Consider the following 19,702-nt stretch of genomic DNA (forward strand, 5'->3'; position numbering starts at 1 on the left):
GGGATTCGAGCGCGACGAGAGTCGAGGTGGTCGTCGTGCAGGCGCTCGACGAGCAGCCACGTCGTGCTGTAGCTATTCATGGAAGCAGATGCTTGTCGGGGATGATGGTATCATGCCAATGTTTTGCCCGACGCGTCAACGGATTTTCAGAAGTGCATAGTTCGTAGCCCGGATGGAGCGGAGCGCAATCCGGGGCCGGCGGGGCGTCGCGGGAGGAAACCCGGATTTCGCTCCGCTCCATCCGGGCTACGGCCATCGATTTCACAACCCCGTCTACTGTGCATGGGGTTGTTTTCGAGTTTTGGTTTGCGGGGCGCTAGCCGGCGCCCAGCGCGACCGCGACATTGTAGGTCAGAAGGCTCGCTGCATAGGCCAGCACCAGCATGTAGCCGAAGGTCGCTGCCATCCAGGTCCAGCTTCCGGTCTCGCGCCTGATGACGGCGAGCGTGGAGGCGCATTGCGGGGCGAAGATGTACCAGGCGAGCATCGACAGCGCGGTGGCGAGCGACCATTTGCTCGCCAGCACCTGGCCGATCTGCTCGGCCGCCTCCTTGCCGCCTTCGATCGCATAGACGGTGCCGAGCGCAGCGACCGCGACCTCGCGCGCCGCCATGCCCGGGATCAGTGCGACCGCGATCTGCCAGTTGAAGCCGACCGGCGCGAGCAGCGGTTCGATCGCCTTGCCGATGATGGCAGCGAGGCTGAAGTTGATCGCGGGCTCGGTCGCGCCTGCCGGCGGCTGCGGGAACGAGGCCAGGAACCAGATCAGCACCATCATCGAGAAGATCGTGGTGCCGGCGCGCTGCAGGAACATTTTTGCGCGGGTGAAGATGCCGATGGCGATCGATTTCAGCCTGGGCACCTTGTAGTCCGGCAGCTCCAGCATGAACGGCGCCGGCGCGTAGTCGCGCAGCATGAAGAATTTGATCAGGAACGAGACGACAAGCGCGCTGGTGATGCCGGCGGCGTAGAGGCCGAACATCACGAGGCCCTGCAGGTTGATGAAGCCCCAGACGTCCCTCGCCGGAATGAACGCCGAGATGATCAGCGTGTAGACCGGGATGCGCGCCGAGCAGGTCATCAGCGGCGCGATCAGGATCGTGGTCAGCCGGTCGCGCTTGTTGTCGATGACGCGCGTCGCCATGATGCCGGGAATGGCGCAGGCAAAGCTCGACAGGAGCGGAATGAAGGCGCGGCCGTGCAGGCCGGCGCCGCCCATGATGCGGTCCATCAGGAACGCGGCGCGCGCCATGTAGCCGAAATCTTCCAGCAGCAGGATGAACAGGAAGATGAGGATGATCTGCGGCAGGAACACGATCACGCTGCCGACGCCCGCGATCACGCCGTTCTGCAGGAAGCTCTGCAGCAGGCCGTCGGGCAGGGTGGCCTGCACGAACGCCCCGAGCGCGTCGAAGCCGGACTTGAGCAGGTCCATCGCCGGCTGCGCCCAGGCGAACACGGCCTGGAACATCACGAACAGGATCAGCGCCAGCACGATCAGGCCGCCGACCGGATGCAGCACGATCGCATCGATCCGTGCGGTCAAGGTGTCGGGTCTCGCAGGCAGGCTGACGCAGTCCGAGATGATGCGGTCGGCCTCGCGCTGGGTCGCGCGCAGCTCGGGGACGCTGAGTGCGCGCCAGCTGTTTTCCCGCGGTTCGGAGGCTAGCCTGGCGGAGATCTCGTCGGTCAGCTTCAAGAGGTCGGCGGTGCCGCCCTTGCGCACCGCGATCGAGGTGACCACGGGCACGCCGAGCTCCTTGGCGAGCCTGACGACGTCGACCGAGATGCCGCGGCGGCTCGCAATGTCGAACATGTTGAGCACCAGCACCAGCGGCCGGCCGGTGCGCTTCAGCTCGAGCAGCAGGCGGATGGTCAGGCGCAGGTTGGTGGAGTCCGCAACGCACAGCACGAGGTCGGGCACGATCTCGCCGGAAGCCTTGCCCAGCACGAAGTCGCGGGTGATCTCCTCGTCCGGGCTGCGGCCGCGCAAGGAATAGGTGCCGGGCAGGTCCACGATCGAGACCTGGCGCCCCAGCGGCGTGACGAAAAAACCTTCCTTGCGCTCGACGGTGACGCCCGGATAGTTCGCGACCTTCTGCCGGCTGCCGGTCAGCGCATTGAACAGCGAGGTCTTGCCGCTGTTTGGCGTGCCCACCAGGGCGAGATGCAGAAGGGGTAATTCCATGGAATCGGATTTCCGGTCGCGTGACTTAAGCGACGATGATGGCCATGGCCTCACGGCGGCGCACCGCGATGGTGATGTTGTCGACACGTACGGCGATCGGGTCGCGCCCGACCAGCCCCTCATGCAGGACCTCGACCCGGGCGCCCTCGACGAAGCCCAGCTCGATCAGCCGGCTCTCGAGCTCGATATCCGAGAGAGCCGAACCCGCCTCCTTGGCGGCGAGGTGTCGAATGACGCCGGTGTAGCCGCGCTGGGCCAGGCCCAGCGGCATCTCGCGGCGCATATCATGAGTGTCGGTCATGCCCTGTATTTTCAACGCAGGGCATGCAGGTCAAGCGCGCGCGCCCGTGGAAACTGCACCTTAGAGGGATTTTAAAGTGCAGATCACGAAAAGCGTGGCCAGGCGGTGGCTATTGCGCCGGGACCTTGTCCGGCTGCATGGCGCGGCTCTTGAAGTAGTCGAGCACGAACAGGCGGATCGCCGAGGACAGGTTGCCCTGCTGGCGGGCGCCGTCGATTTCTCCGACGAGCTCGGACAGCGTCATGTTGCGCAGGCCCGAGATCTCCTTCATGCCGTTCCAGAACGCCTCTTCCAGGCTGACGCTGGTCTTGTGGCCGGCGACCACGATCGAACGCTTCACCACGGGCGACTTCATGGCTGCTCCTCGCGATCGATCCGGTGCTGGTCCAGATGCGCCTTCGCCTGGTCCGCCTGCTTCTCCTGCGCCGATCGCTCGGCCTTCGTGCGGCCGAACTTCGTTCGGTTGGCGTCCGCCTGCTTCGCCGAGGCTTCCCGCTCGGCGCGCTTCCTGAAACGATTCAGGTTGATGACGTTCCCCATGCCGCGTCTCCATCACCCGATCCTTTTCGGGCAGGATGTTACATTCAGAAACAGGGCGCAGCGTCGCGCCCAACAAGACTTGATCGTCGTCATTCGCTCGTCCTCGTCAATCGGCCTCGAGGCCATCAAACGATGAATTTCGCCCCGTCAAGGAGCGGAGGGGGCCTTCCGTAACACGCATCCCGGCCGCCACATTGACGGTAATCAAATCCCGTCCTTTAAACCTTATAATTATGAGCTTTTGGGGCTCCGTATCACTACGGATGGCTATCGGAATTCGGAATTCATCCTGGCCGCGTCATCTTGTCCGGCTGCACCAGGCGGTCGAATTCGTCGGCCGAGACGAAGCCGAGCCGCAGCGCCTCTTCCTTCAGCGTGGTGCCGTTGGCATGTGCAGTCTTGGCGACCTTGGCGGCGTTGTCGTAGCCGATCTTCGGCGCGAGCGCGGTCACCAGCATCAACGAGCGCTCCATCAACTCCTTGATGTGCTTTTCGTCGGCGCGGATGCCGCTGACACAATGCTCGGTGAAGGAGCGCGCCGCGTCGGCCATCAGGCGGATCGAGTGCAGCATGTTGTAGGCGAGTACGGGCTTGTAGACGTTGAGCTCGAAATGTCCCTGGCTGCCGGCGAGTGTGATCGTTGTGTGATTGCCGAACACCTGGCAGCACACCATGGTCATCGCCTCGCATTGCGTCGGATTGACCTTGCCCGGCATGATCGATGAGCCCGGCTCGTTCTCCGGCAGGATCAGTTCGCCCAGGCCCGAGCGCGGGCCAGAGCCGAGCAGGCGGATGTCGTTGGCGATCTTGAACAGGCCTGTGGCGACCGAATTGATGGCGCCGTGCGCCAGCACATAGGCGTCGTTGGATGCCAGCGCCTCGAACTTGTTGGCGGCGCTGGTGAAGGGGAGCTTCGTGATCCCGGCAACGTGCTTTGCAAACAGCTTTGCAAAGCGCGGCTTCGAGTTGAGGCCGGTCCCGACGGCCGTGCCGCCCTGCGCCAGCGGATAGAGATCCCTGACTGCGACCTTCAGCCGCGCGATGCCGCTGTCGACCTGGGCGGCATAGCCGGAAAATTCCTGGCCGAGCGTGAGCGGCGTCGCATCCTGGGTGTGGGTGCGGCCGATCTTCACGATCCTGGCGAACTCCTTCTCCTTCTTGCGCAGCGCGTGGTGCAGTTCGCCGAGGGCAGGGAGCAGATCGGCATTGATGCGGCTTGCCGCGGCAATATGCATCGCAGTCGGGAAGGAGTCGTTCGACGACTGGCTCATATTGACGTGGTCGTTGGGATGCACCGGCTTCTTGGCACCAAGCTCGCTGCCCAGAATTTCGTTGGCGCGGTTGGCGATGACCTCGTTGAGGTTCATGTTGCTCTGGGTGCCCGAGCCGGTCTGCCACACCACCAGCGGGAAATGATCGTCGAGCTTGCCCTCGATCACCTCGTGTGCGGCACGGATGATGGCGCCGGCTCTGCGCTTGTCGAGCAGGCCGAGTTCGAGGTTGGACTGTGCCGCCGCAAGCTTGACGATGCCGAGCGCATGGACCAGCGAAATCGGCATGCGATCGATGCCGATGCGGAAATTCTGCCGCGAGCGTTCGGTCTGCGCCCCCCAATAACGATCGGCGGGCACCTCGATGGGACCGAAACTGTCGGTCTCGATGCGGGTCGCGGGGCGAGCGGTCTTCGCAGCTTTGGCCATGGGCACATCCATTCCGCCGCGCGAGGTGCCGCACGGCCTCTTCATGTGCTCTTCTAATAGGGAGTTTGGCCGGACGCGACGGTCTCGCGGCCAGCCTGGATCATTTCTTGCGGAAACGATCGAGCCGCACGACTTCGGCGCCGCCTGGGTTCGGCGGGCTCGGCTCTTCCGCGGTCTCTGTCGGCTCAATGGCAGCCGCGGGCATCGGCACAGCCGACGGGGCAGGGGCGGCCGGCAAATTCTCGCCCGCCACTTCGGCGTCGGAGGTTTCGAACTGAAGGCCGAACTTCACGGACGGGTCGAGGAAGCTCTTGATGGCGCTGAACGGCACCACCAGCCGCTCCGGAATGCCGCCGAAGGACAGGCCGACCTCGAAACGGTCCTCGAGCACGGTCAGGTCCCAGAACTGGTGCTGCAGGATGATCGTCATCTCTTCCGGATATTGCGCCAGCAACCGGCTCGACAGCTTCACGCCCTCGGCCTTCGATACGAAGGTGATGAAGAAATGATGCTCACCCGGCAGGCCGTGGGCCGCAGCGTCAGTCAGCACTTTCTTGACCACGCCGCGCATCGCCTCGCTCGCCAGCACGTCGTATCGGATGTGATCGGTCGCCATAATGGTCCTGTTGCATTCCAGCAGACGGGCCCCGTCGGCCCCGACTCGCCAAGCCGCAATAGTACCGCGCCTGACGGGTCAGCAGGAGTCCCCGCCGGAAAGGAAATCAGAGCTAAGTGGAGGCTTCTGTTGCCAGGTGCCTCCGAACCCCGCCTAACGGAGCTTAACCCGTTAGGACTTTAAGTTGGTCTTTCAAACTGCGTTACGCAGCCTGAGCAACCGGAGCAAAGTTGTCGTTGGCAACTATTGCAGTAGCCCGATAACGGCGGAACAATACCGGGAAAAAGTACGCCCTTTACGCCCTCGTCGATCCTATTTCGCCCCCGCCAAAGCCCGCTTTCGGGTATGCCCGTAAATGGGCCTTCAAGTGGGCTTTGGTGGAGGCGCCGGGTACCGCCCCCGGGTCCGAATGGTTTATTGCGACGACCGTTTATTTCCATAGCCGGCGAACCGGCACTCCCAATATAGGGGGCAAAGGTTTCAAAAAACAGGGCTTTCGAGCGAAAAGGGCTGGTTCCCTTTGGATAGGTCCGAGGTGGGCCGGAGCCTGACCTTGGCCGCCCTCCGGCTCGCGTTCTAAGCTCCTGACATGTCCACGGATTCAGCGCCGGCCGCCCAAGAGTCGGATCATCCCGCCTTTCACGTCCCTCCGCCCGGCCTGGTAGCACTGTTCCTGGCCTTTGGCCGGATGTCGCTGGCCGGGTTCGGCGGCGTCCTGGTATTCGCCCGGCACGCCATCGTCGACCAGCACCGCTGGATGACCGCGGACGAGTTCAACGAGACCTTCGCGCTCTGCCATTTCCTGCCCGGGCCCAACATCGTCAATCTGTCGATGGTGTTCGGATCGCGGCTGCGCGGCATCGCCGGCGGTGTCGCGGCCTTCACCGGCCTGCTATTGCCGCCGACGCTGATCATGACGGTGCTTGCGATCATCTACACCCGGTTCGGCGATGCGGAGGTGCTGCGTCGTAGTCTCGCGGGCATCTCCTGCGCCGCGGTCGGCCTGCTGATCGCCGTGGTCTTCAGGATGATGGCGCCGCTGCTCAAGCGGATGGACGTCGTCGTGCTCATCATGATGCTTGGCGTGTTCACAGCCATTGGCGTGTTTCGCTGGCCCTTGCAGGCGGTGTTGCTCATCGCGATTCCGTTCAGCATCGCGGCTACCTATGTGATGCGACGGAAGGCAGCAGCATGAGCAGCCAGAACCCGATCTGGGCGCTGATCTCCACCTTTGGACTGATGTCTTTATTCGCGGTCGGCGGCGCTGCCGCCGCAGTGCCCGAGATGCACCGCATCGCTGTCGATGTGCATCACTGGATGACCGAGAAGCAGTTCGCGGACGCCTATGCCATCGCGCAGCTTTCGCCGGGTCCAAACGTACTGATCGTCACGCTGATCGGCTATGCCGTTGCCGGCATTCCAGGCGCGCTGGCCGCGACGCTGGCGATGTGTCTGCCGACCGCCCTGCTTGCCTACGGTGTCGCCCGGCTGCTGAACCGGCCGAGCCAATCGCACTGGCCGGCGCTGATCCAGGTTGCCCTGGTTCCGCTGTCGATCGGATTGATGGCGGCAAGTGCCTTGATCCTCGCACAGGCGATCGATCGCAGCATTGCTGCGCTGCTTCTGACCGCGACAATTGCGGTGATCGCCTCCGTCTCGCGCGTCAATCCGCTGTGGCTTCTGCTCGCGGGCGGACTGTTGGGTTTTGCTGGTATTGTGTGATGAAAATCGCTAGGCAATGATCCGGGGCGGGGATCCATTTCCAGCCGATTAGAACAACAGTGCTCGTGACTTACGGGTCGCGGAGGAGACATGCATGGCCGACACAATGGGCCACTCGGCGACAGCCACCAGAAACACCTCGGTGGCGCTCGGCTTCTGCCTGCTGGCGCTCGCACCCCAGATTTTCGAATTGATCTGGTCGATCGGGACGATCTTCGGCTGGGGCGCTGGACGCGGTCCGGCCACGGTCCTGATCAGCCACACGACGGCGCTCGTCGCCGGCGCGCCCGCTGCGCTGCTTGGCGCGATCGGCGGTGAGACCCAGAAGGCGTCATCGGATGTCTTGCTGGCGCTGATCTATTCCTATCCGTTGTTCGCAGTGGCATTCGTGACGCTGTTCATGACCATCAAGTCGGCGCAGGACTATATCGGCGGTGTCATCCTGATGTCGCTCGCGCTGTTCGCGCTGTGGGCCTCGAGCGATTTGCAGGGCATGCGCGGCTTCTCCTTCGGTGCGGGCACCGCGCCGCGGATGTTCGGCGGATTGCTGGTGGCTCTGTCTGCCGCGATCGCCCTGACGGGTCTTTTGAACGAGGGACCGGCGCTGGCACATTATTCCTGGCGCGGGCCGCTGTTCGTGATGTGCGCGATCCTGTTCTTTGCCCTGGCGATCCGGCCGCTCGGCGTCGTGGTCTCCGCATTCGCGAGTTTCATGATCGCCGCACTCGGATCGCACGAGACACGATGGGTCGAGGCCGCCATCGTCGGTGCCTGCCTGACGATCGGCTGCGCGCTGCTGTTCCCTTACGTGCTCGGCCTGCCGATGCCGATGTTCCCGCGTTTCCTGGTTCAGTGAGGCTGTCATGGAGCTTTTTGCCAACCTCGCTCACGGTTTCGTCGTCGCCTTCTCTCCGATCAACCTTCTGATGTGCCTGATCGGCGCGCTCGTCGGCACGCTGGTCGGCGTGCTGCCGGGCATCGGCACCATCGCGACCGTGGCGATGCTTCTGCCGATCACGTTCGGATTGCCGCCGGTCGGCGCGCTGATCATGCTCGCCGGCATCTATTACGGCGCCCAGTATGGCGGCTCGACCACCTCGATCCTGGTCAACATTCCAGGCGAAGCGACATCGGTCGTCACCGCCATCGACGGCCACGCCATGGCCAAGCAGGGCCGCGCCGGTCCGGCGCTGGCGATCGCCGCGATCGGCTCGTTCTTCGCCGGCTGCGTTGCGACCGTGCTCATCGCCGTGCTTGGCGCGCCGCTCACAAAGCTCGCGCTGGCGTTCGGGCCGGCGGAGTATTTCTCGCTGATGGTGCTTGGCCTGATTTTCGCCGTCGTGCTCGCCAAGGGCTCGGTGCTGAAGGCGATCGCGATGATCGTGTTCGGGCTCTTGCTGTCGATGGTCGGCTCCGACATCGAGACCGGGGCCTCGCGCATGGCCTTCAACATTCCGGAGCTTGCCGATGGTCTCGGCTTTGCGACGGTGGCGATGGGCGTGTTCGGCTTTGCCGAGATCATCCGCAATCTCGACCATGGCGCCGAGATGAATCGCGATCTGGTGCAGCAGAAGATCACCGGCCTGATGCCGACCAGAAAGGACCTGATCGACTCGACGCCCGCGATCCTGCGCGGCACCGTGCTCGGCTCGATCCTTGGCATTTTGCCGGGCGGCGGTGCGGTGATTGCGTCGTTTGCCGCCTATACGCTCGAGAAAAAGCTCGCCAGGAACCCGTCGCGGTTCGGCCGCGGCGCGATCGAGGGCGTGGCGGCGCCGGAAAGCGCCAACAACGCGGCGGCCCAGACTTCCTTCATCCCGCTGCTCACGCTCGGCATCCCGCCGAACGCGGTGATGGCGCTGATGGTGGGCGCGATGACCATCCACGGCATCGTGCCGGGCCCGCAGGTGATGCAGAAACAGCCGGACCTCGTCTGGGGCATGATCGCCTCGATGTGGATCGGCAATCTGATGCTGATCATCATCAACCTGCCGCTGGTCGGCATCTGGGTGCGCCTGTTGCGCGTGCCCTACCGGCTGATGTTCCCCTCCATCGTGATCTTCTGCGCGATCGGCATCTACTCGGTGAATAACGCACCGGTCGATGTCATCCTCGCAGGTGTGTTTGGCCTGGTGGGCTACTGGTTGATCAAGCATGATTTCGAGCCGGCGCCGCTGCTGCTCGGCATGGTGCTCGGACCGCTGATGGAAGAGAACCTTCGCCGCGCATTGCTGATCTCGCGTGGTGACTGGAGCGTGTTCCTGACGCGTCCGCTCTCGGCCGTGCTGCTCGCGATCGCCGCCTTCCTGCTGGTGCTGACGCTGCTGCCCATGCTGCGCGCCAAGCGCGACGAGGTGTTCACCGAATCCGAGAATTGATCGAGGTGTACTCGCGTCGGCATGCCGGGCAGGGGCGCGCGAAAACGGGGCGCGGCTTCTCGATCCGGCCGTTTTGTCAGAAGGATCAAGCCGATAGGGGAGGGGGCGGAACGTGAGTTCCGCCCTTGTCGTTTCGACCGGGAACACTCATTTTCCGGGTATAATCCCAGTGGACGGCGAATCGCCGCTGTCGCAGCGCCGGAGCGGCCGATAAGTTCGCCGATCCCCAAAGGCTAAATCGCACATGCACCAGTATCAGGACCTGCTCGAGCGGATTCTTTCAGACGGCGCCGAGAAGACGGATCGGACCGGTACCGGCACGCTCTCGGTGTTCGGCCATCAGATGCGCTTCAACCTGTCCGCCGGCTTCCCGATGCTGACGACCAAGCGGCTGCCGCTGAAGGCGATCGTGCATGAGCTGCTGTGGTTCCTGAAGGGCGACACCAACATCAGATATCTCAGGGAGAACGGCGTCACCATCTGGGACGAATGGGCGGACGCCAATGGCGATCTCGGCCCGGTCTACGGGCATCAATGGCGCTCCTGGCCCGCGCCTGATGGACGCAGCATCGACCAGATCGCCAACGTCGTCGACATGATCAAGCGCAACCCGGACTCGCGCCGCCTGATCGTCTCGGCCTGGAATCCGGCCGAGGTCGACAAGATGGCGCTGCCGCCGTGCCACTGCCTGTTCCAGTTCTACGTCGCCAATGGAAAACTGTCGTGCCAGCTCTATCAGCGTTCGGCCGACGTGTTTCTCGGCGTGCCCTTCAACATCGCCTCCTATGCGCTGCTCACCATGATGGTGGCGCAGGTCACGGGGCTGAAGCCCGGCGATTTCGTGCACTCGTTCGGCGACACGCATCTCTATTCGAACCATCTGGAGCAGGCGCGGCTCCAGCTCACGCGCACGCCGCGTGCGCTGCCGGTGATGAGGATCAATCCTGACGTGAAGGACATCTTCTCCTTCCGCTACGAGGATTTCGAGCTCGTCGGCTATGATCCGCATCCGCATATCAAGGCGGAAGTCGCGGTCTAGCACTGATGTCGCTCAACATCCGCCGCGTGCGCTCGGACGAGACCGGCCTCGTTCTTGCGTTTGTCCGCGAGCTTGCCGAGTACGAAAAGCTCTCGCATGAAGTCGAGGCGACGGAGACTGACATTGCGGATGCACTATTCGGTCGCGATTCCAGGCTGTTCTCTGCGATTGCGGAGTGGAACGGCGAGCCGGTCGGCTTTGCCGTCTGGTTCCTGAATTTCTCCACCTTCAGCGGCCGCCACGGCATCTATCTGGAAGATCTGTATGTGCGGCCGTCGCATCGGGGCAAGGGTCTCGGCAAGGCGCTGCTCACCTATCTGGCGAAGGAATGCGTCGACAACGGCTGGTCGCGCCTGCAATGGGCGGTGCTCGACTGGAACGCGCCGTCCATCGCGTTCTACAAATCGCTCGGCGCCGTCATGCTCGACGACTGGACGTTGTGCCGCGTCTCCGGCCCTGCGCTGACGCGCCTTGCGGGGAGCGCGTCCTGATGGAGATCGTGTTCGTCGTTGCGATCGCGGAAAACGGAATCATCGGCGCCGGCAATGCGATCCCGTGGCGTTTGAAATCCGACGTGGCGCGCTTCAAGGCGCTCACCATCGGCAAGCCCGTGATCATGGGCCGCAAGACCTTCGAATCCTTGCCGCGCCGGCCGCTGCCAAACCGCACGAACATCGTCATCACGCGCGATGCGGCCTATCGCGCCGCCGGCGCCATCGTCACGACCTCGGCGGAGGACGCCGGCGCGGTCGCCCTTGGCGATGCCTTGCGGCGTTCGGTCGCTGAAATCGCCGTGATCGGCGGTGCCGAAATCTATCGGCAATGGCTCGACCGCGCCGACCGCCTCGAGATCACCGAAGTGCATGCGCGGCCAGACGGCGACACGCATTTCGACATCGACAAGGCGCAGTGGGAGGAGACCGAGCGCGTCCGCCATGCCGCCGGCCCGGACGACAGCGCCGACTTCTCCTATGTGACATATCGTCGGCGGCCCTCCCATTAACCGCATTCGCCAATGTTTACATTGACTTTTCCGCCCCCGAGCATAGCTCGTGAGACGGTCAGGCTTGCGTTGTAAGGGCCCTTTCGGTCCCCTATAAAGCCGGACCGGACAATGCGGGCCGGCTTTAGTTCTAGTCCCGGCCTGCCGAGGAGAACGTCGAATGCCGTGGAAGAATCAGGGCGGTGGCCCGTGGGGCTCGGGTCCGAAAGGACCATGGGGCACAGGCCCGCAACCGGTCGGGCCGAGGCCGCCGGATCTGGAAGACCTTCTGCGGCGTGGCCAGGACCGGCTGCAGCAGATCATGCCGGGCGGCTATTTCTCCGGTGTCGGCATCACGCTGATCCTGCTCATCATCGTCGCGCTCTGGCTGTTGTCGGGCTTCTTCCGGGTGCAGTCCGAAGAGCAGGGTGTCGTGCTCCGTTTCGGCAAGCATGTGCGCACCGTCGATCCGGGCCTGAATTATCATCTGCCCTATCCGATCGAGACAGTGCTGCTGCCGAAAGCGCTGCGCGTTTCCACCATTTCGATCGGCATGACGCTGATCGACGATCCGGCCCGGCGCGGCCGCTCGATCCGTGACGTGCCGGAAGAGAGCCTGATGCTGACCGGCGACGAGAACATCGTCGACGTCGACTTCACCGTGCTGTGGCGGATCAAGCCCAACGGCGTCGGCAATTTCCTGTTCAACATCCAGAACCCCGAAGGCACCGTGAAGGCGGTGGCCGAGAGCGCAATGCGCGAGGTGATCGGCCGCTCCAACATCCAGCCGATCCTGACCGGCGCGCGGACGCAGACCGAGACCACGGTGCAGGACCTGATGCAGAAGACGCTCGACGGCTACGGCGCCGGCATCCAGATCACGCAAGTGCAGATGCAGAAGGTCGATCCGCCGGCACAGGTGATCGACGCCTTCCGCGACGTGCAGGCAGCGCGCGCCAATCTGGAGCAGCTGCAAAACGAAGCGCAGACTTATGCCAACAAGATCGTGCCGGAAGCGCGCGGAAACGCGGCGCGGATCCTGCAAGCTGCCGAAGGATACAAGGAGCAGGCGGTTGCCGAGGCCAAGGGCCAGAGCGCACGCTTCCTGAAAGTGTACGAGGAATACAAGAAGGCGCCCGACGTGACGCGTGAACGGATCTATCTGGAGACGATGGAGCGCGTGCTCGGCGGCTCGGACAAGCTGATTTATGATGGTGGCTCATCGGGCCAGGGCGTGGTGCCTTATCTGCCCCTCAATGAATTGTCTGCCAAGAAGCCTACGACGCTGGGCCAGCAACCGAGCGGAGGCACCCGATGAGGTCTCCGGTTACAGGCATCGTCGCGCTGCTTGCGGCGCTTCTGGTCGTGATCGTCGGCTATATGTCGCTGTTTACGGTGCAGCAGACCGAGCAGACCATCGTGCTGCAATTCGGCAAGCCGGTGGACGTCGTCACCGACCCCGGGCTGCACTTCAAGGCGCCCTGGAACTCCGTGATCAACATCGACAAGCGGATCCTCGACCTCGAGAATCCCTCGCAGGAAGTCATCGCGTCCGACCAGAAGCGGCTCGTGGTCGACGCCTTCGCGCGCTATCGCATCAAGGACGCGCTACGCTTCTATCAGAGCGTCGGCTCGATCCAGGCGGCGAATCTCCAGCTCACATCGCTCCTGAACGCGGCGCTCCGTCGCGTGCTCGGCGAAGTCACCTTCATCACCGTGGTGCGTGATGAGCGCGAGAAGCTGATGGGCCGCATCCGTGAACAGCTCGACCATGAGGCGGACGGATACGGCATCGAGGTGGTCGACGTCCGGATCCGCCGCGCCGATCTGCCGGAGCAGAACAGCCAGGCGGTCTATCAGCGCATGCAGACCGAACGTCAGCGGGAAGCGGCGGAGTTCCGCGCGCAGGGCGGCCAGAAAGCGCAGGAAATCCGATCCAAGGCGGATCGCGAGGCAACCGTGATCGTCGCCGAGGCCAATTCGCAGGCCGAACAGACCCGCGGTGTCGGCGACGCCGAGCGCAACCGCCTGTTCGCCGAAGCCTATGGCAAGGATCCTGACTTCTTCGCTTTCTACCGGTCGATGACGGCCTATGAGAACGGGCTGAAGAAGGACGACACCCGCTATCTACTGCGGCCGGACTCGGATTTCTTCCGGTATTTTGGTAACCCCTCCGGCAAGACGTCGACCGAGACGCCGGCGAAACCGTAAGTTAGACAAGGGCGGCAGGTTTGGCCGCCCTTCGTCCAGACAAAAACAGCACCACGGGAGGTTCCAATCCGATGAGGTCCATTGCGTTCGCCGACTTCCTCATCGGCTTAGGCATCCTGTTTGTGCTGGAAGGCTTGATGTTCGCGGCAAGTCCGAACTGGATGCGCAAGGCCATGAAGAGCGCCATCGCCACGCCGGACAATATCCTGCGGGCGGTGGGGATCGGCTCGGCTGTGGCCGGTTTGATCCTGATCTGGGTCATGCGACGCCCGATCTAGCCGCAGCGCCAACGCCAAAGTGAAGGCGAGCGGCGGGTTTTCGCCGTATTATCCGGATCTTGAGGGCCGTTAAGCTCCGTGCTTGCGCCGTGCCCATGTTCGAGCGCAGTCTTGGCGCCGAATCCTTTTCTCTGGAGATCACAATGACCGCTGCCACCATTGTCCCGACCCGCTTGCGATTTGGGTTGGCTGCGCTCGCCATCGGCGCTGTCAGCGCATTCGGTTCGCCAGCCTATGCACGCGGACCGGAGGGCATCGCCGACGTCGCCGAGAAGGTGATCGACGCGGTCGTCAACATCTCGACCTCGCAGACTGTCGAGGCCAAAGGCGGCGGCAGCAACACCATGCCGCAACTGCCGCCCGGCTCGCCCTTCGAGGAATTCTTCGACGACTTCTTCAAGAACCGCAAAGGCCCGGGTGGCGGCAGCAAGGGCGGCGACAATAGCCCGCCGCGCAAGACCAACTCGCTCGGGTCCGGCTTCATCATCGACACCTCAGGTGTCGTCGTCACCAACAATCACGTCATCGCCGATGCCGACGAGATCAATGTCATTCTCAACGACGGCACCAAGATCAAGGCCGAACTGGTTGGCGTCGACAAGAAGACCGACCTCGCTGTCCTGAAGTTCAAGCCGCCGAAGCCGCTGATTGCAGTGAAGTTCGGCGACTCCGACAAACTGCGTCTGGGTGACTGGGTGGTCGCAATCGGCAACCCCTTCAGCCTCGGCGGCACGGTGACGGCGGGCATCGTCTCGGCCAAGAACCGCGACATCTCCTCGGGGCCCTATGACAGCTACATCCAGACCGACGCCGCCATCAATCGCGGCAACTCCGGTGGTCCGCTGTTCAACCTCGAAGGCGACGTCATCGGCGTCAACACGCTGATCATCTCGCCCTCCGGAGGCTCGATCGGCATCGGCTTTGCCGTGCCGTCAAAGACGGTTGCGGGCGTGGTCGACCAGCTCCGCCAGTTCGGCGAACTGCGCCGCGGCTGGCTGGGCGTGCGCATCCAGAGCGTCACTGACGAGATCGCCGAGAGCCTCAACATCAAGCCGGCGCGCGGCGCGCTGGTGGCCGGCGTCGACGACAAGGGCCCGGCCAAGCCCGCCGGCATCGAGCCTGGTGACGTCGTCGTCAAGTTCGACGGCAAGGACGTCAAGGACCCCAAGGATCTCTCCCGCGTCGTCGCCGACACCGCGGTCGGCAAGGAAGTCGACGTCATCGTGATCCGCAAGGGCGAGGAGCAGACCAAGAAGGTGACGCTCGGCCGCCTGCAGGATCCCGACAAGGTGCAGGCCGCGGTGAAGACGGACGAGCCGCCGCCGGAGAAGCTGGTGACGCAGAAGGCGCTCGGCCTCGATCTCGCCGTGCTGAACAAGGATCTGCGCGCGCGCTACAAGATCAAGGACAGCGTCAAGGGCGTGGTCGTCACCAATGTCGATGCCACTTCGGATGCCGCCGAGAAGCGGCTCTCCGCGGGAGACGTCATCGTCGAAGTCGCACAGGAAGCGGTCTCGAGCGGCGAGGACATCCAGAAGCGGATCGACCAGCTCAAGAAGGACGGCAAGAAGTCCGTGCTGCTGCTGGTGTCCAACGGCGACGGCGAATTGCGCTTCGTGGCGCTCAGCGTGCAGTAGGCGGAAACGATCTCCTAGGGTGGGCAAAGCGAAGCGTGCCCACCATCTCTATCATATCGGCAAGAGTGGTGGGCACGGCCCAAGTGCGCCTTTGCCCACCCTACGGCAGCGGAGTGTGAGGCAGAGCCTACGCCTCCACGAACTCGTCCCGCCGATATCCCTGCGCGTACAGCAGGGCCGTGAGATCGCCGTGGTCGATCCGCGCCGCAGCGGCAGCCGCCACCGCCGGCTTGGCGTGATACGCCACGCCCAGTCCCGCCGCCTGGATCATTGCCAGATCATTGGCGCCGTCGCCGACGACGACGGAGTCGATGTCGTCGAGATCGAACGATTCCATCAGATCCACCAGCGTCGCCAGCTTCGCCGCGCGACCCAGAATCGGCTCCTTCACCTCGCCGGTGAATTTGCCCTCGCGCACGACGAGTTCGTTGGCGCGGTTCTCCTGGAAGCCGATCCTGGCGGCGACCGCGCTGGTAAACAGCGTGAAGCCGCCGGAGACGAGGCAGGTATAGGCGCCATGCGCGCGCATGGTCGCGACCAATTCGCGGCCGCCCGGGGTCAGCGTGATGCGCTTGGCCAGCACCTCATCGACCACGCTGGCGGGGAGGTCCTTCAGCAGCGCGACGCGCTCGCGCAGCGCCGGCTCGAACTCGATTTCGCCGCGCATCGCGCGCTCGGTGATGCCAGCGACATGCGCCTTCATCCCGACGAGATCGGCGAGTTCGTCGATGCATTCCTGGCCAATCATGGTGGAATCCATGTCGGCGAGAAAAAGCTTCTTGCGCCTGAAGCCAACAGGCTGCACCACGATGTCGATGGGCAGGTCGCCGCGGAGCTCGCGCAGCCGCTCTTCGATGGCGTGACGGTCGCCTTCGAGGTTACTGTCGGCGCCGAAGGGAATGTCGACCGCAACCCCGTCGAACAGCCAGTGCGCGGGCGCTGCGCTGGGCAGCACGGCGCGGGCGCCATCGACGATGGTAGAGTCGAGCGCGGGATTGTTGGGGTTGCAGATCAGCGTGGCGACGAGGGACATTTGAGGTTTTCGTGAACGAGGGGCAAGTCGGCAGAAAGCATGTTGGCAAGGCCGTGCTTATCGCAGGCCCGACCGCCAGCGGCAAGTCGGCGCTGGCGCTCGAGCTTGCCTGCCGTGCAGGCGGAGTCGTGATTAATGCCGATTCCATGCAGGTCTATCGTGACCTCCGTATCATCACGGCGCGTCCTACGCTCGACGAAGAAGCGCAGGTGCCGCATCGCCTCTACGGCCATGTCGATGCGGCCGTGAATTTTTCGGCCGGCGCCTGGGTGAGCGATGCCGCCAAGGTGCTCGACGAAGTGCGGGCCGAGGGCCGCCTGCCGATCTTCGTCGGCGGCACAGGGCTGTATTTCAAGGCGCTGACGGCGGCCCTTTCGGTGGTGCCGCCGATCCCCGCCGAGGTGCGCGAGGCTGTGCGCGCGCGGCTGGAGCGGAACGGCGTCGAGGCGCTGCATGCGGAACTGGCGCGCCGCGATCCGCGCGCGGCGGAACGACTGAATCTCCGCGACCGCACGCGCATCGCGCGCGCCCTCGAAGTGGTCGAGGCGACCGGGCGTTCACTGCTCGACTGGCACCATGAGGCCCAGCCATCGCTGCTGCCCAAGGACAGCTTTCGGGCGGTGTTTCTCGCCCCGGAGCGTGACGAGCTCTATGCCCGCATCGACGCCCGTTTCGACGCCATGCTGAGGGCCGGCGCGTTGAACGAGGTCGAGCAGCTTGCCGCCCGCGGCCTCGATCCGCTGCTGCCGGCCATGAAGGCCCATGGCGTGCCGGCGCTGATCCGGCATCTGCGCGGTGAGCTCAGCCTCGAGGAGTCCGCGACGATCGGCCGGGCCGATACCCGCCACTATGCCAAGCGGCAATTCACCTGGTTCAGGCACCAATTGCCCGAATTCGAGTGGGTGAGGCCGGCGGAGGCGAGGGGCTGGCTGTCTGCCGCCGCCGATGCGGCCGGGAAGCCCGGTTGACGTGCTTTTGTGCGCGGCTTCCCGAATTTACCTCTCGCCGAACCCCGGGAACGCGGTTACACTGCCAAAATCGCGCGGAAGTGGCCGCTTTGCCTTGACATCGGGGCTTTGGTCGCTATGTTTCGCGCAACCTTTGGGAAGCCGAACGTCTGCCATGCGCAACATTATTGCCAAACTCCTTATCGCCGTCGTACCCAGGCACACCGCCGGGGGTGGCTAGCTGCCATCCACATGACAGGCGGTGTGCATGGGCCCTCTTCGGGGCCTTTTTTATTTCCCGAACCAGACACGAACGAAGCCGCTGGCAACAGCGCATCCGGAGCAAGCCAATGAGCGACAAGAGCCACGATCCGAACCAGATGACCGGCGCAGCGATGATCGTCCGCGCACTGATCGATCACGGCGTGACCGACATTTTCGGCTATCCCGGCGGCGCGGTGCTTCCGATCTATGACGAGATCTTCCAGCAGAGCCAGGTCCAGCACATCCTGGTCCGCCACGAGCAGGGCGCCGGTCACGCCGCCGAGGGCTACGCGCGCTCGACCGGCAAGCCCGGCGTTGCGCTGGTGACCTCAGGTCCCGGCGCCACCAACATGGTGACGCCGCTGACCGACGCGCTGATGGATTCGATCCCGCTGGTCTGCATCTCCGGTCAGGTGCCGACGCATCTGATCGGCAACGATGCGTTCCAGGAATGCGACACCGTCGGCATCACGCGGCCCTGCACCAAGCACAATTGGCTGGTGCGCGACGTCAACGATCTCGCCAAGGTCCTGCACGAGGCCTTCTACGTTGCGACCACGGGCCGTCCAGGCCCGGTGCTGGTCGACGTTCCCAAGGACGTGCAGTTCGCAATCGGCACCTATCATCCGCCACGAAAATCCGACGTGCATCGCTCCTACGCGCCACGCGTGAAGGGCGATGCGACGCAGATCCGCAAGGCCGTGGCGTTGCTCGCGGGCGCCAGGCGCCCTGTGATCTACAGCGGCGGTGGCGTGATCAACTCCGGGCCGGAGGCGACGAAGCTGCTGCGCGAGCTGGTCGAGGTCACGGGCTTCCCGATCACCTCGACGCTGATGGGCCTCGGCGCCTACCCGGCGTCGGGCAAGAACTGGCTGGGCATGCTCGGCATGCACGGCACCTACGAGGCCAACATGACCATGCATGATTGCGACGTCATGCTGTGCGTCGGCGCGCGTTTCGACGATCGCATCACCGGCCGTGTCGATGCGTTCTCGCCGAACTCGAAGAAGATCCACATCGACATCGACCCGTCCTCGATCAACAAGAACATCCGCGTCGACGTGCCGATTATCGGCGATTGCGGCAACGTTCTGGGCGACATCCTGCAAGTGTTCAAGGCGGAGGCGAAGAAGCCCGACATCAAGAGCTGGTGGCAGCAGATCGCGCAATGGCGTGCCCGCAACTCGCTCTATTACAAGAAGAGCAATGACGTCATCCTGCCCCAGCATGCGATCCAGAGCCTGTTCGAGGCCACGCGCGGCAAGGACACCTACATCACGACCGAGGTTGGTCAGCACCAGATGTGGGCGGCGCAATTCTACGGCTTCGAGGAGCCTCATCGCTGGATGACCTCCGGCGGTCTCGGCACGATGGGCTACGGCCTGCCGGCCGCGATCGGCGTGCAGGTCGCCCATCCGGACAGCCTTGTCATCGACATCGCGGGCGATGCCTCGGTGCAGATGACGATGCAGGAGATGTCGACCGCGGTTCAATACGAGCTGCCGATCAAGATCTTCATCCTGAACAACCAATATATGGGCATGGTGCGGCAGTGGCAGCAGTTGCTGCATGGCAACCGGCTGTCGCATTCCTATTCGGAGGCGCTGCCTGATTTCGTCAAGCTCGCGGAAGCCTATGGTGGCGTCGGTCTCCAGGTTACCAAGCCCGCCGATCTCGAAGGTGCCATCAAGGAGATGATCTCGGTCAAGCGCCCCGTGCTGTTCGACTGTCGTGTCGCCGCGCTGGAAAACTGCTTCCCGATGATCCCCTCCGGCAAGGCGCACAACGAGATGCTGTTGCCCGAGCAGGCTAACGACGAGGCCACCGCCAAGGCGTTCGCCGGCGGCAAGGCGCTGGTGTGAGGTC

20 protein-coding genes and 1 other RNA gene are annotated in these 19,702 nt (G+C 63.9%); 13 read left to right on the forward strand and 8 right to left on the reverse strand.

Annotated features, from left to right (window positions below; translation table 11 throughout):
* Window positions 1-316: 316 nt before the first annotated feature.
* The 7 genes from feoB to ssrA form a co-directional block, all read right to left on the reverse strand.
* The gene (gene feoB / locus ACNJX9_RS11855) at window positions 317-2,188 is read right to left on the reverse strand and encodes a ferrous iron transporter B (RefSeq protein WP_057747233.1); all 1,872 of its coding nucleotides are present in this window, start codon (window positions 2,186-2,188) and stop codon (window positions 317-319) included.
* 25 nt (window positions 2,189-2,213) lie between these two features.
* Entirely contained in the window at window positions 2,214-2,489 is a 276-nt protein-coding gene (locus tag ACNJX9_RS11860; RefSeq protein ID WP_057747234.1) for a FeoA family protein, read from the reverse strand.
* A 109-nt stretch (window positions 2,490-2,598) separates the two neighbouring features.
* Complete coding sequence (locus ACNJX9_RS11865) at window positions 2,599-2,844, reverse strand: ribbon-helix-helix domain-containing protein (RefSeq protein WP_057747235.1); 246 nt, start codon at window positions 2,842-2,844, stop codon at window positions 2,599-2,601.
* On the reverse strand, window positions 2,841-3,029 hold the full coding sequence (locus ACNJX9_RS11870) for a DUF4169 family protein (RefSeq protein ID WP_057747236.1): 189 nt from the start codon (window positions 3,027-3,029) through the stop codon (window positions 2,841-2,843). The genes ACNJX9_RS11865 and ACNJX9_RS11870 overlap by 4 nt, the downstream gene beginning before the upstream one ends.
* A 284-nt stretch (window positions 3,030-3,313) precedes the next feature.
* On the reverse strand, window positions 3,314-4,741 hold the full coding sequence (fumC, locus tag ACNJX9_RS11875) for a class II fumarate hydratase (protein ID WP_439410045.1): 1,428 nt from the start codon (window positions 4,739-4,741) through the stop codon (window positions 3,314-3,316).
* A gap of 88 nt (window positions 4,742-4,829) precedes the next feature.
* Window positions 4,830-5,345: an SspB family protein gene (locus ACNJX9_RS11880; RefSeq protein WP_439408922.1), complete on the reverse strand. Its 516-nt coding sequence runs from the start codon at window positions 5,343-5,345 to the stop codon at window positions 4,830-4,832.
* Between the two features lie 115 nt (window positions 5,346-5,460).
* Window positions 5,461-5,839, reverse strand: a transfer-messenger RNA (tmRNA) gene (gene ssrA / locus ACNJX9_RS11885).
* Window positions 5,840-5,934: 95 nt separating this feature from the next.
* On the opposite strand from ssrA, the gene ACNJX9_RS11890 reads away from it, so the two are divergent.
* The 11 genes from ACNJX9_RS11890 to ACNJX9_RS11940 all read left to right on the forward strand — a co-directional run bounded on the left by ACNJX9_RS11890 (window position 5,935) and on the right by ACNJX9_RS11940 (window position 15,592).
* Window positions 5,935-6,540: a chromate transporter gene (locus tag ACNJX9_RS11890; RefSeq protein ID WP_439408923.1), complete on the forward strand. Its 606-nt coding sequence runs from the start codon at window positions 5,935-5,937 to the stop codon at window positions 6,538-6,540.
* A complete protein-coding gene (locus ACNJX9_RS11895) occupies window positions 6,537-7,067 on the forward strand; it encodes a chromate transporter (protein WP_439408925.1) in 531 nt (176 codons plus the stop codon). Before ACNJX9_RS11890 ends, ACNJX9_RS11895 begins: the two co-directional genes overlap by 4 nt.
* Window positions 7,068-7,161: 94 nt before the next feature.
* Window positions 7,162-7,923, forward strand: coding sequence for a tripartite tricarboxylate transporter TctB family protein (locus tag ACNJX9_RS11900; protein WP_439408926.1), 762 nt, complete (start codon window positions 7,162-7,164; stop codon window positions 7,921-7,923).
* Between the two features lie 7 nt (window positions 7,924-7,930).
* A complete protein-coding gene (locus ACNJX9_RS11905) occupies window positions 7,931-9,445 on the forward strand; it encodes a tripartite tricarboxylate transporter permease (protein WP_057747241.1) in 1,515 nt (504 codons plus the stop codon).
* A gap of 244 nt (window positions 9,446-9,689) precedes the next feature.
* Window positions 9,690-10,484 (forward strand): thymidylate synthase, encoded by a 795-nt coding sequence (locus tag ACNJX9_RS11910; RefSeq protein WP_057747242.1) that lies wholly within the window; start codon window positions 9,690-9,692, stop codon window positions 10,482-10,484.
* A gap of 5 nt (window positions 10,485-10,489) precedes the next feature.
* Window positions 10,490-10,975, forward strand: a complete 486-nt coding sequence (locus ACNJX9_RS11915; protein ID WP_439408928.1) for a GNAT family N-acetyltransferase — start codon at window positions 10,490-10,492, stop codon at window positions 10,973-10,975.
* Window positions 10,975-11,487: a dihydrofolate reductase gene (locus ACNJX9_RS11920; RefSeq protein ID WP_439408929.1), complete on the forward strand. Its 513-nt coding sequence runs from the start codon at window positions 10,975-10,977 to the stop codon at window positions 11,485-11,487. Before ACNJX9_RS11915 ends, ACNJX9_RS11920 begins: the two co-directional genes overlap by 1 nt.
* Before the next feature lie 160 nt (window positions 11,488-11,647).
* Complete coding sequence (gene hflK, locus ACNJX9_RS11925) at window positions 11,648-12,784, forward strand: FtsH protease activity modulator HflK (RefSeq protein WP_439408930.1); 1,137 nt, start codon at window positions 11,648-11,650, stop codon at window positions 12,782-12,784.
* Window positions 12,781-13,677, forward strand: coding sequence for a protease modulator HflC (gene hflC, locus ACNJX9_RS11930; RefSeq protein ID WP_057747246.1), 897 nt, complete (start codon window positions 12,781-12,783; stop codon window positions 13,675-13,677). The genes hflK and hflC overlap by 4 nt, the downstream gene beginning before the upstream one ends.
* 71 nt (window positions 13,678-13,748) lie before the next feature.
* Window positions 13,749-13,955: a DUF2065 domain-containing protein gene (locus ACNJX9_RS11935; RefSeq protein ID WP_057747247.1), complete on the forward strand. Its 207-nt coding sequence runs from the start codon at window positions 13,749-13,751 to the stop codon at window positions 13,953-13,955.
* 143 nt (window positions 13,956-14,098) lie between these two features.
* Window positions 14,099-15,592 (forward strand): Do family serine endopeptidase, encoded by a 1,494-nt coding sequence (locus tag ACNJX9_RS11940; RefSeq protein WP_271602610.1) that lies wholly within the window; start codon window positions 14,099-14,101, stop codon window positions 15,590-15,592.
* 127 nt (window positions 15,593-15,719) lie between these two features.
* Here ACNJX9_RS11940 and serB read toward each other — a convergent pair whose 3' ends face one another.
* Entirely contained in the window at window positions 15,720-16,625 is a 906-nt protein-coding gene (serB, locus tag ACNJX9_RS11945) for a phosphoserine phosphatase SerB (RefSeq protein WP_439408932.1), read from the reverse strand.
* Between the two features lie 11 nt (window positions 16,626-16,636).
* Here serB and miaA point away from each other — a divergent pair, with 11 nt between their 5' ends.
* Together miaA and ACNJX9_RS11955 are read left to right on the forward strand one after the other, a co-directional pair.
* Window positions 16,637-17,593: a tRNA (adenosine(37)-N6)-dimethylallyltransferase MiaA gene (gene miaA, locus ACNJX9_RS11950; RefSeq protein WP_439408934.1), complete on the forward strand. Its 957-nt coding sequence runs from the start codon at window positions 16,637-16,639 to the stop codon at window positions 17,591-17,593.
* Window positions 17,594-17,922: 329 nt separating this feature from the next.
* The gene (locus tag ACNJX9_RS11955) at window positions 17,923-19,698 is read left to right on the forward strand and encodes an acetolactate synthase 3 large subunit (RefSeq protein ID WP_439408936.1); all 1,776 of its coding nucleotides are present in this window, start codon (window positions 17,923-17,925) and stop codon (window positions 19,696-19,698) included.
* Window positions 19,699-19,702 lie beyond the last annotated feature (4 nt).

It is taken from the genome of Bradyrhizobium sp. BLXBL-03 (assembly GCF_051853015.1).
GTDB classification, from domain to species: domain Bacteria; phylum Pseudomonadota; class Alphaproteobacteria; order Rhizobiales; family Xanthobacteraceae; genus Bradyrhizobium; species Bradyrhizobium manausense.

Coding starts and splice junctions, on each gene's coding strand:
- feoB (WP_057747233.1), bottom strand. CDS start 2,188: ATGGAATTACCCCTTCTGCATCTCGCCCTGGTGGGCACGCCAAACAGC.
- ACNJX9_RS11860 (WP_057747234.1), bottom strand. CDS start 2,489: ATGACCGACACTCATGATATGCGCCGCGAGATGCCGCTGGGCCTGGCC.
- ACNJX9_RS11865 (WP_057747235.1), bottom strand. CDS start 2,844: ATGAAGTCGCCCGTGGTGAAGCGTTCGATCGTGGTCGCCGGCCACAAG.
- ACNJX9_RS11870 (WP_057747236.1), bottom strand. CDS start 3,029: ATGGGGAACGTCATCAACCTGAATCGTTTCAGGAAGCGCGCCGAGCGG.
- fumC (WP_439410045.1), bottom strand. CDS start 4,741: ATGGATGTGCCCATGGCCAAAGCTGCGAAGACCGCTCGCCCCGCGACC.
- ACNJX9_RS11880 (WP_439408922.1), bottom strand. CDS start 5,345: ATGGCGACCGATCACATCCGATACGACGTGCTGGCGAGCGAGGCGATG.
- ACNJX9_RS11890 (WP_439408923.1), top strand. CDS start 5,935: ATGTCCACGGATTCAGCGCCGGCCGCCCAAGAGTCGGATCATCCCGCC.
- ACNJX9_RS11895 (WP_439408925.1), top strand. CDS start 6,537: ATGAGCAGCCAGAACCCGATCTGGGCGCTGATCTCCACCTTTGGACTG.
- ACNJX9_RS11900 (WP_439408926.1), top strand. CDS start 7,162: ATGGCCGACACAATGGGCCACTCGGCGACAGCCACCAGAAACACCTCG.
- ACNJX9_RS11905 (WP_057747241.1), top strand. CDS start 7,931: ATGGAGCTTTTTGCCAACCTCGCTCACGGTTTCGTCGTCGCCTTCTCT.
- ACNJX9_RS11910 (WP_057747242.1), top strand. CDS start 9,690: ATGCACCAGTATCAGGACCTGCTCGAGCGGATTCTTTCAGACGGCGCC.
- ACNJX9_RS11915 (WP_439408928.1), top strand. CDS start 10,490: ATGTCGCTCAACATCCGCCGCGTGCGCTCGGACGAGACCGGCCTCGTT.
- ACNJX9_RS11920 (WP_439408929.1), top strand. CDS start 10,975: ATGGAGATCGTGTTCGTCGTTGCGATCGCGGAAAACGGAATCATCGGC.
- hflK (WP_439408930.1), top strand. CDS start 11,648: ATGCCGTGGAAGAATCAGGGCGGTGGCCCGTGGGGCTCGGGTCCGAAA.
- hflC (WP_057747246.1), top strand. CDS start 12,781: ATGAGGTCTCCGGTTACAGGCATCGTCGCGCTGCTTGCGGCGCTTCTG.
- ACNJX9_RS11935 (WP_057747247.1), top strand. CDS start 13,749: ATGAGGTCCATTGCGTTCGCCGACTTCCTCATCGGCTTAGGCATCCTG.
- ACNJX9_RS11940 (WP_271602610.1), top strand. CDS start 14,099: ATGACCGCTGCCACCATTGTCCCGACCCGCTTGCGATTTGGGTTGGCT.
- serB (WP_439408932.1), bottom strand. CDS start 16,625: ATGTCCCTCGTCGCCACGCTGATCTGCAACCCCAACAATCCCGCGCTC.
- ACNJX9_RS11955 (WP_439408936.1), top strand. CDS start 17,923: ATGAGCGACAAGAGCCACGATCCGAACCAGATGACCGGCGCAGCGATG.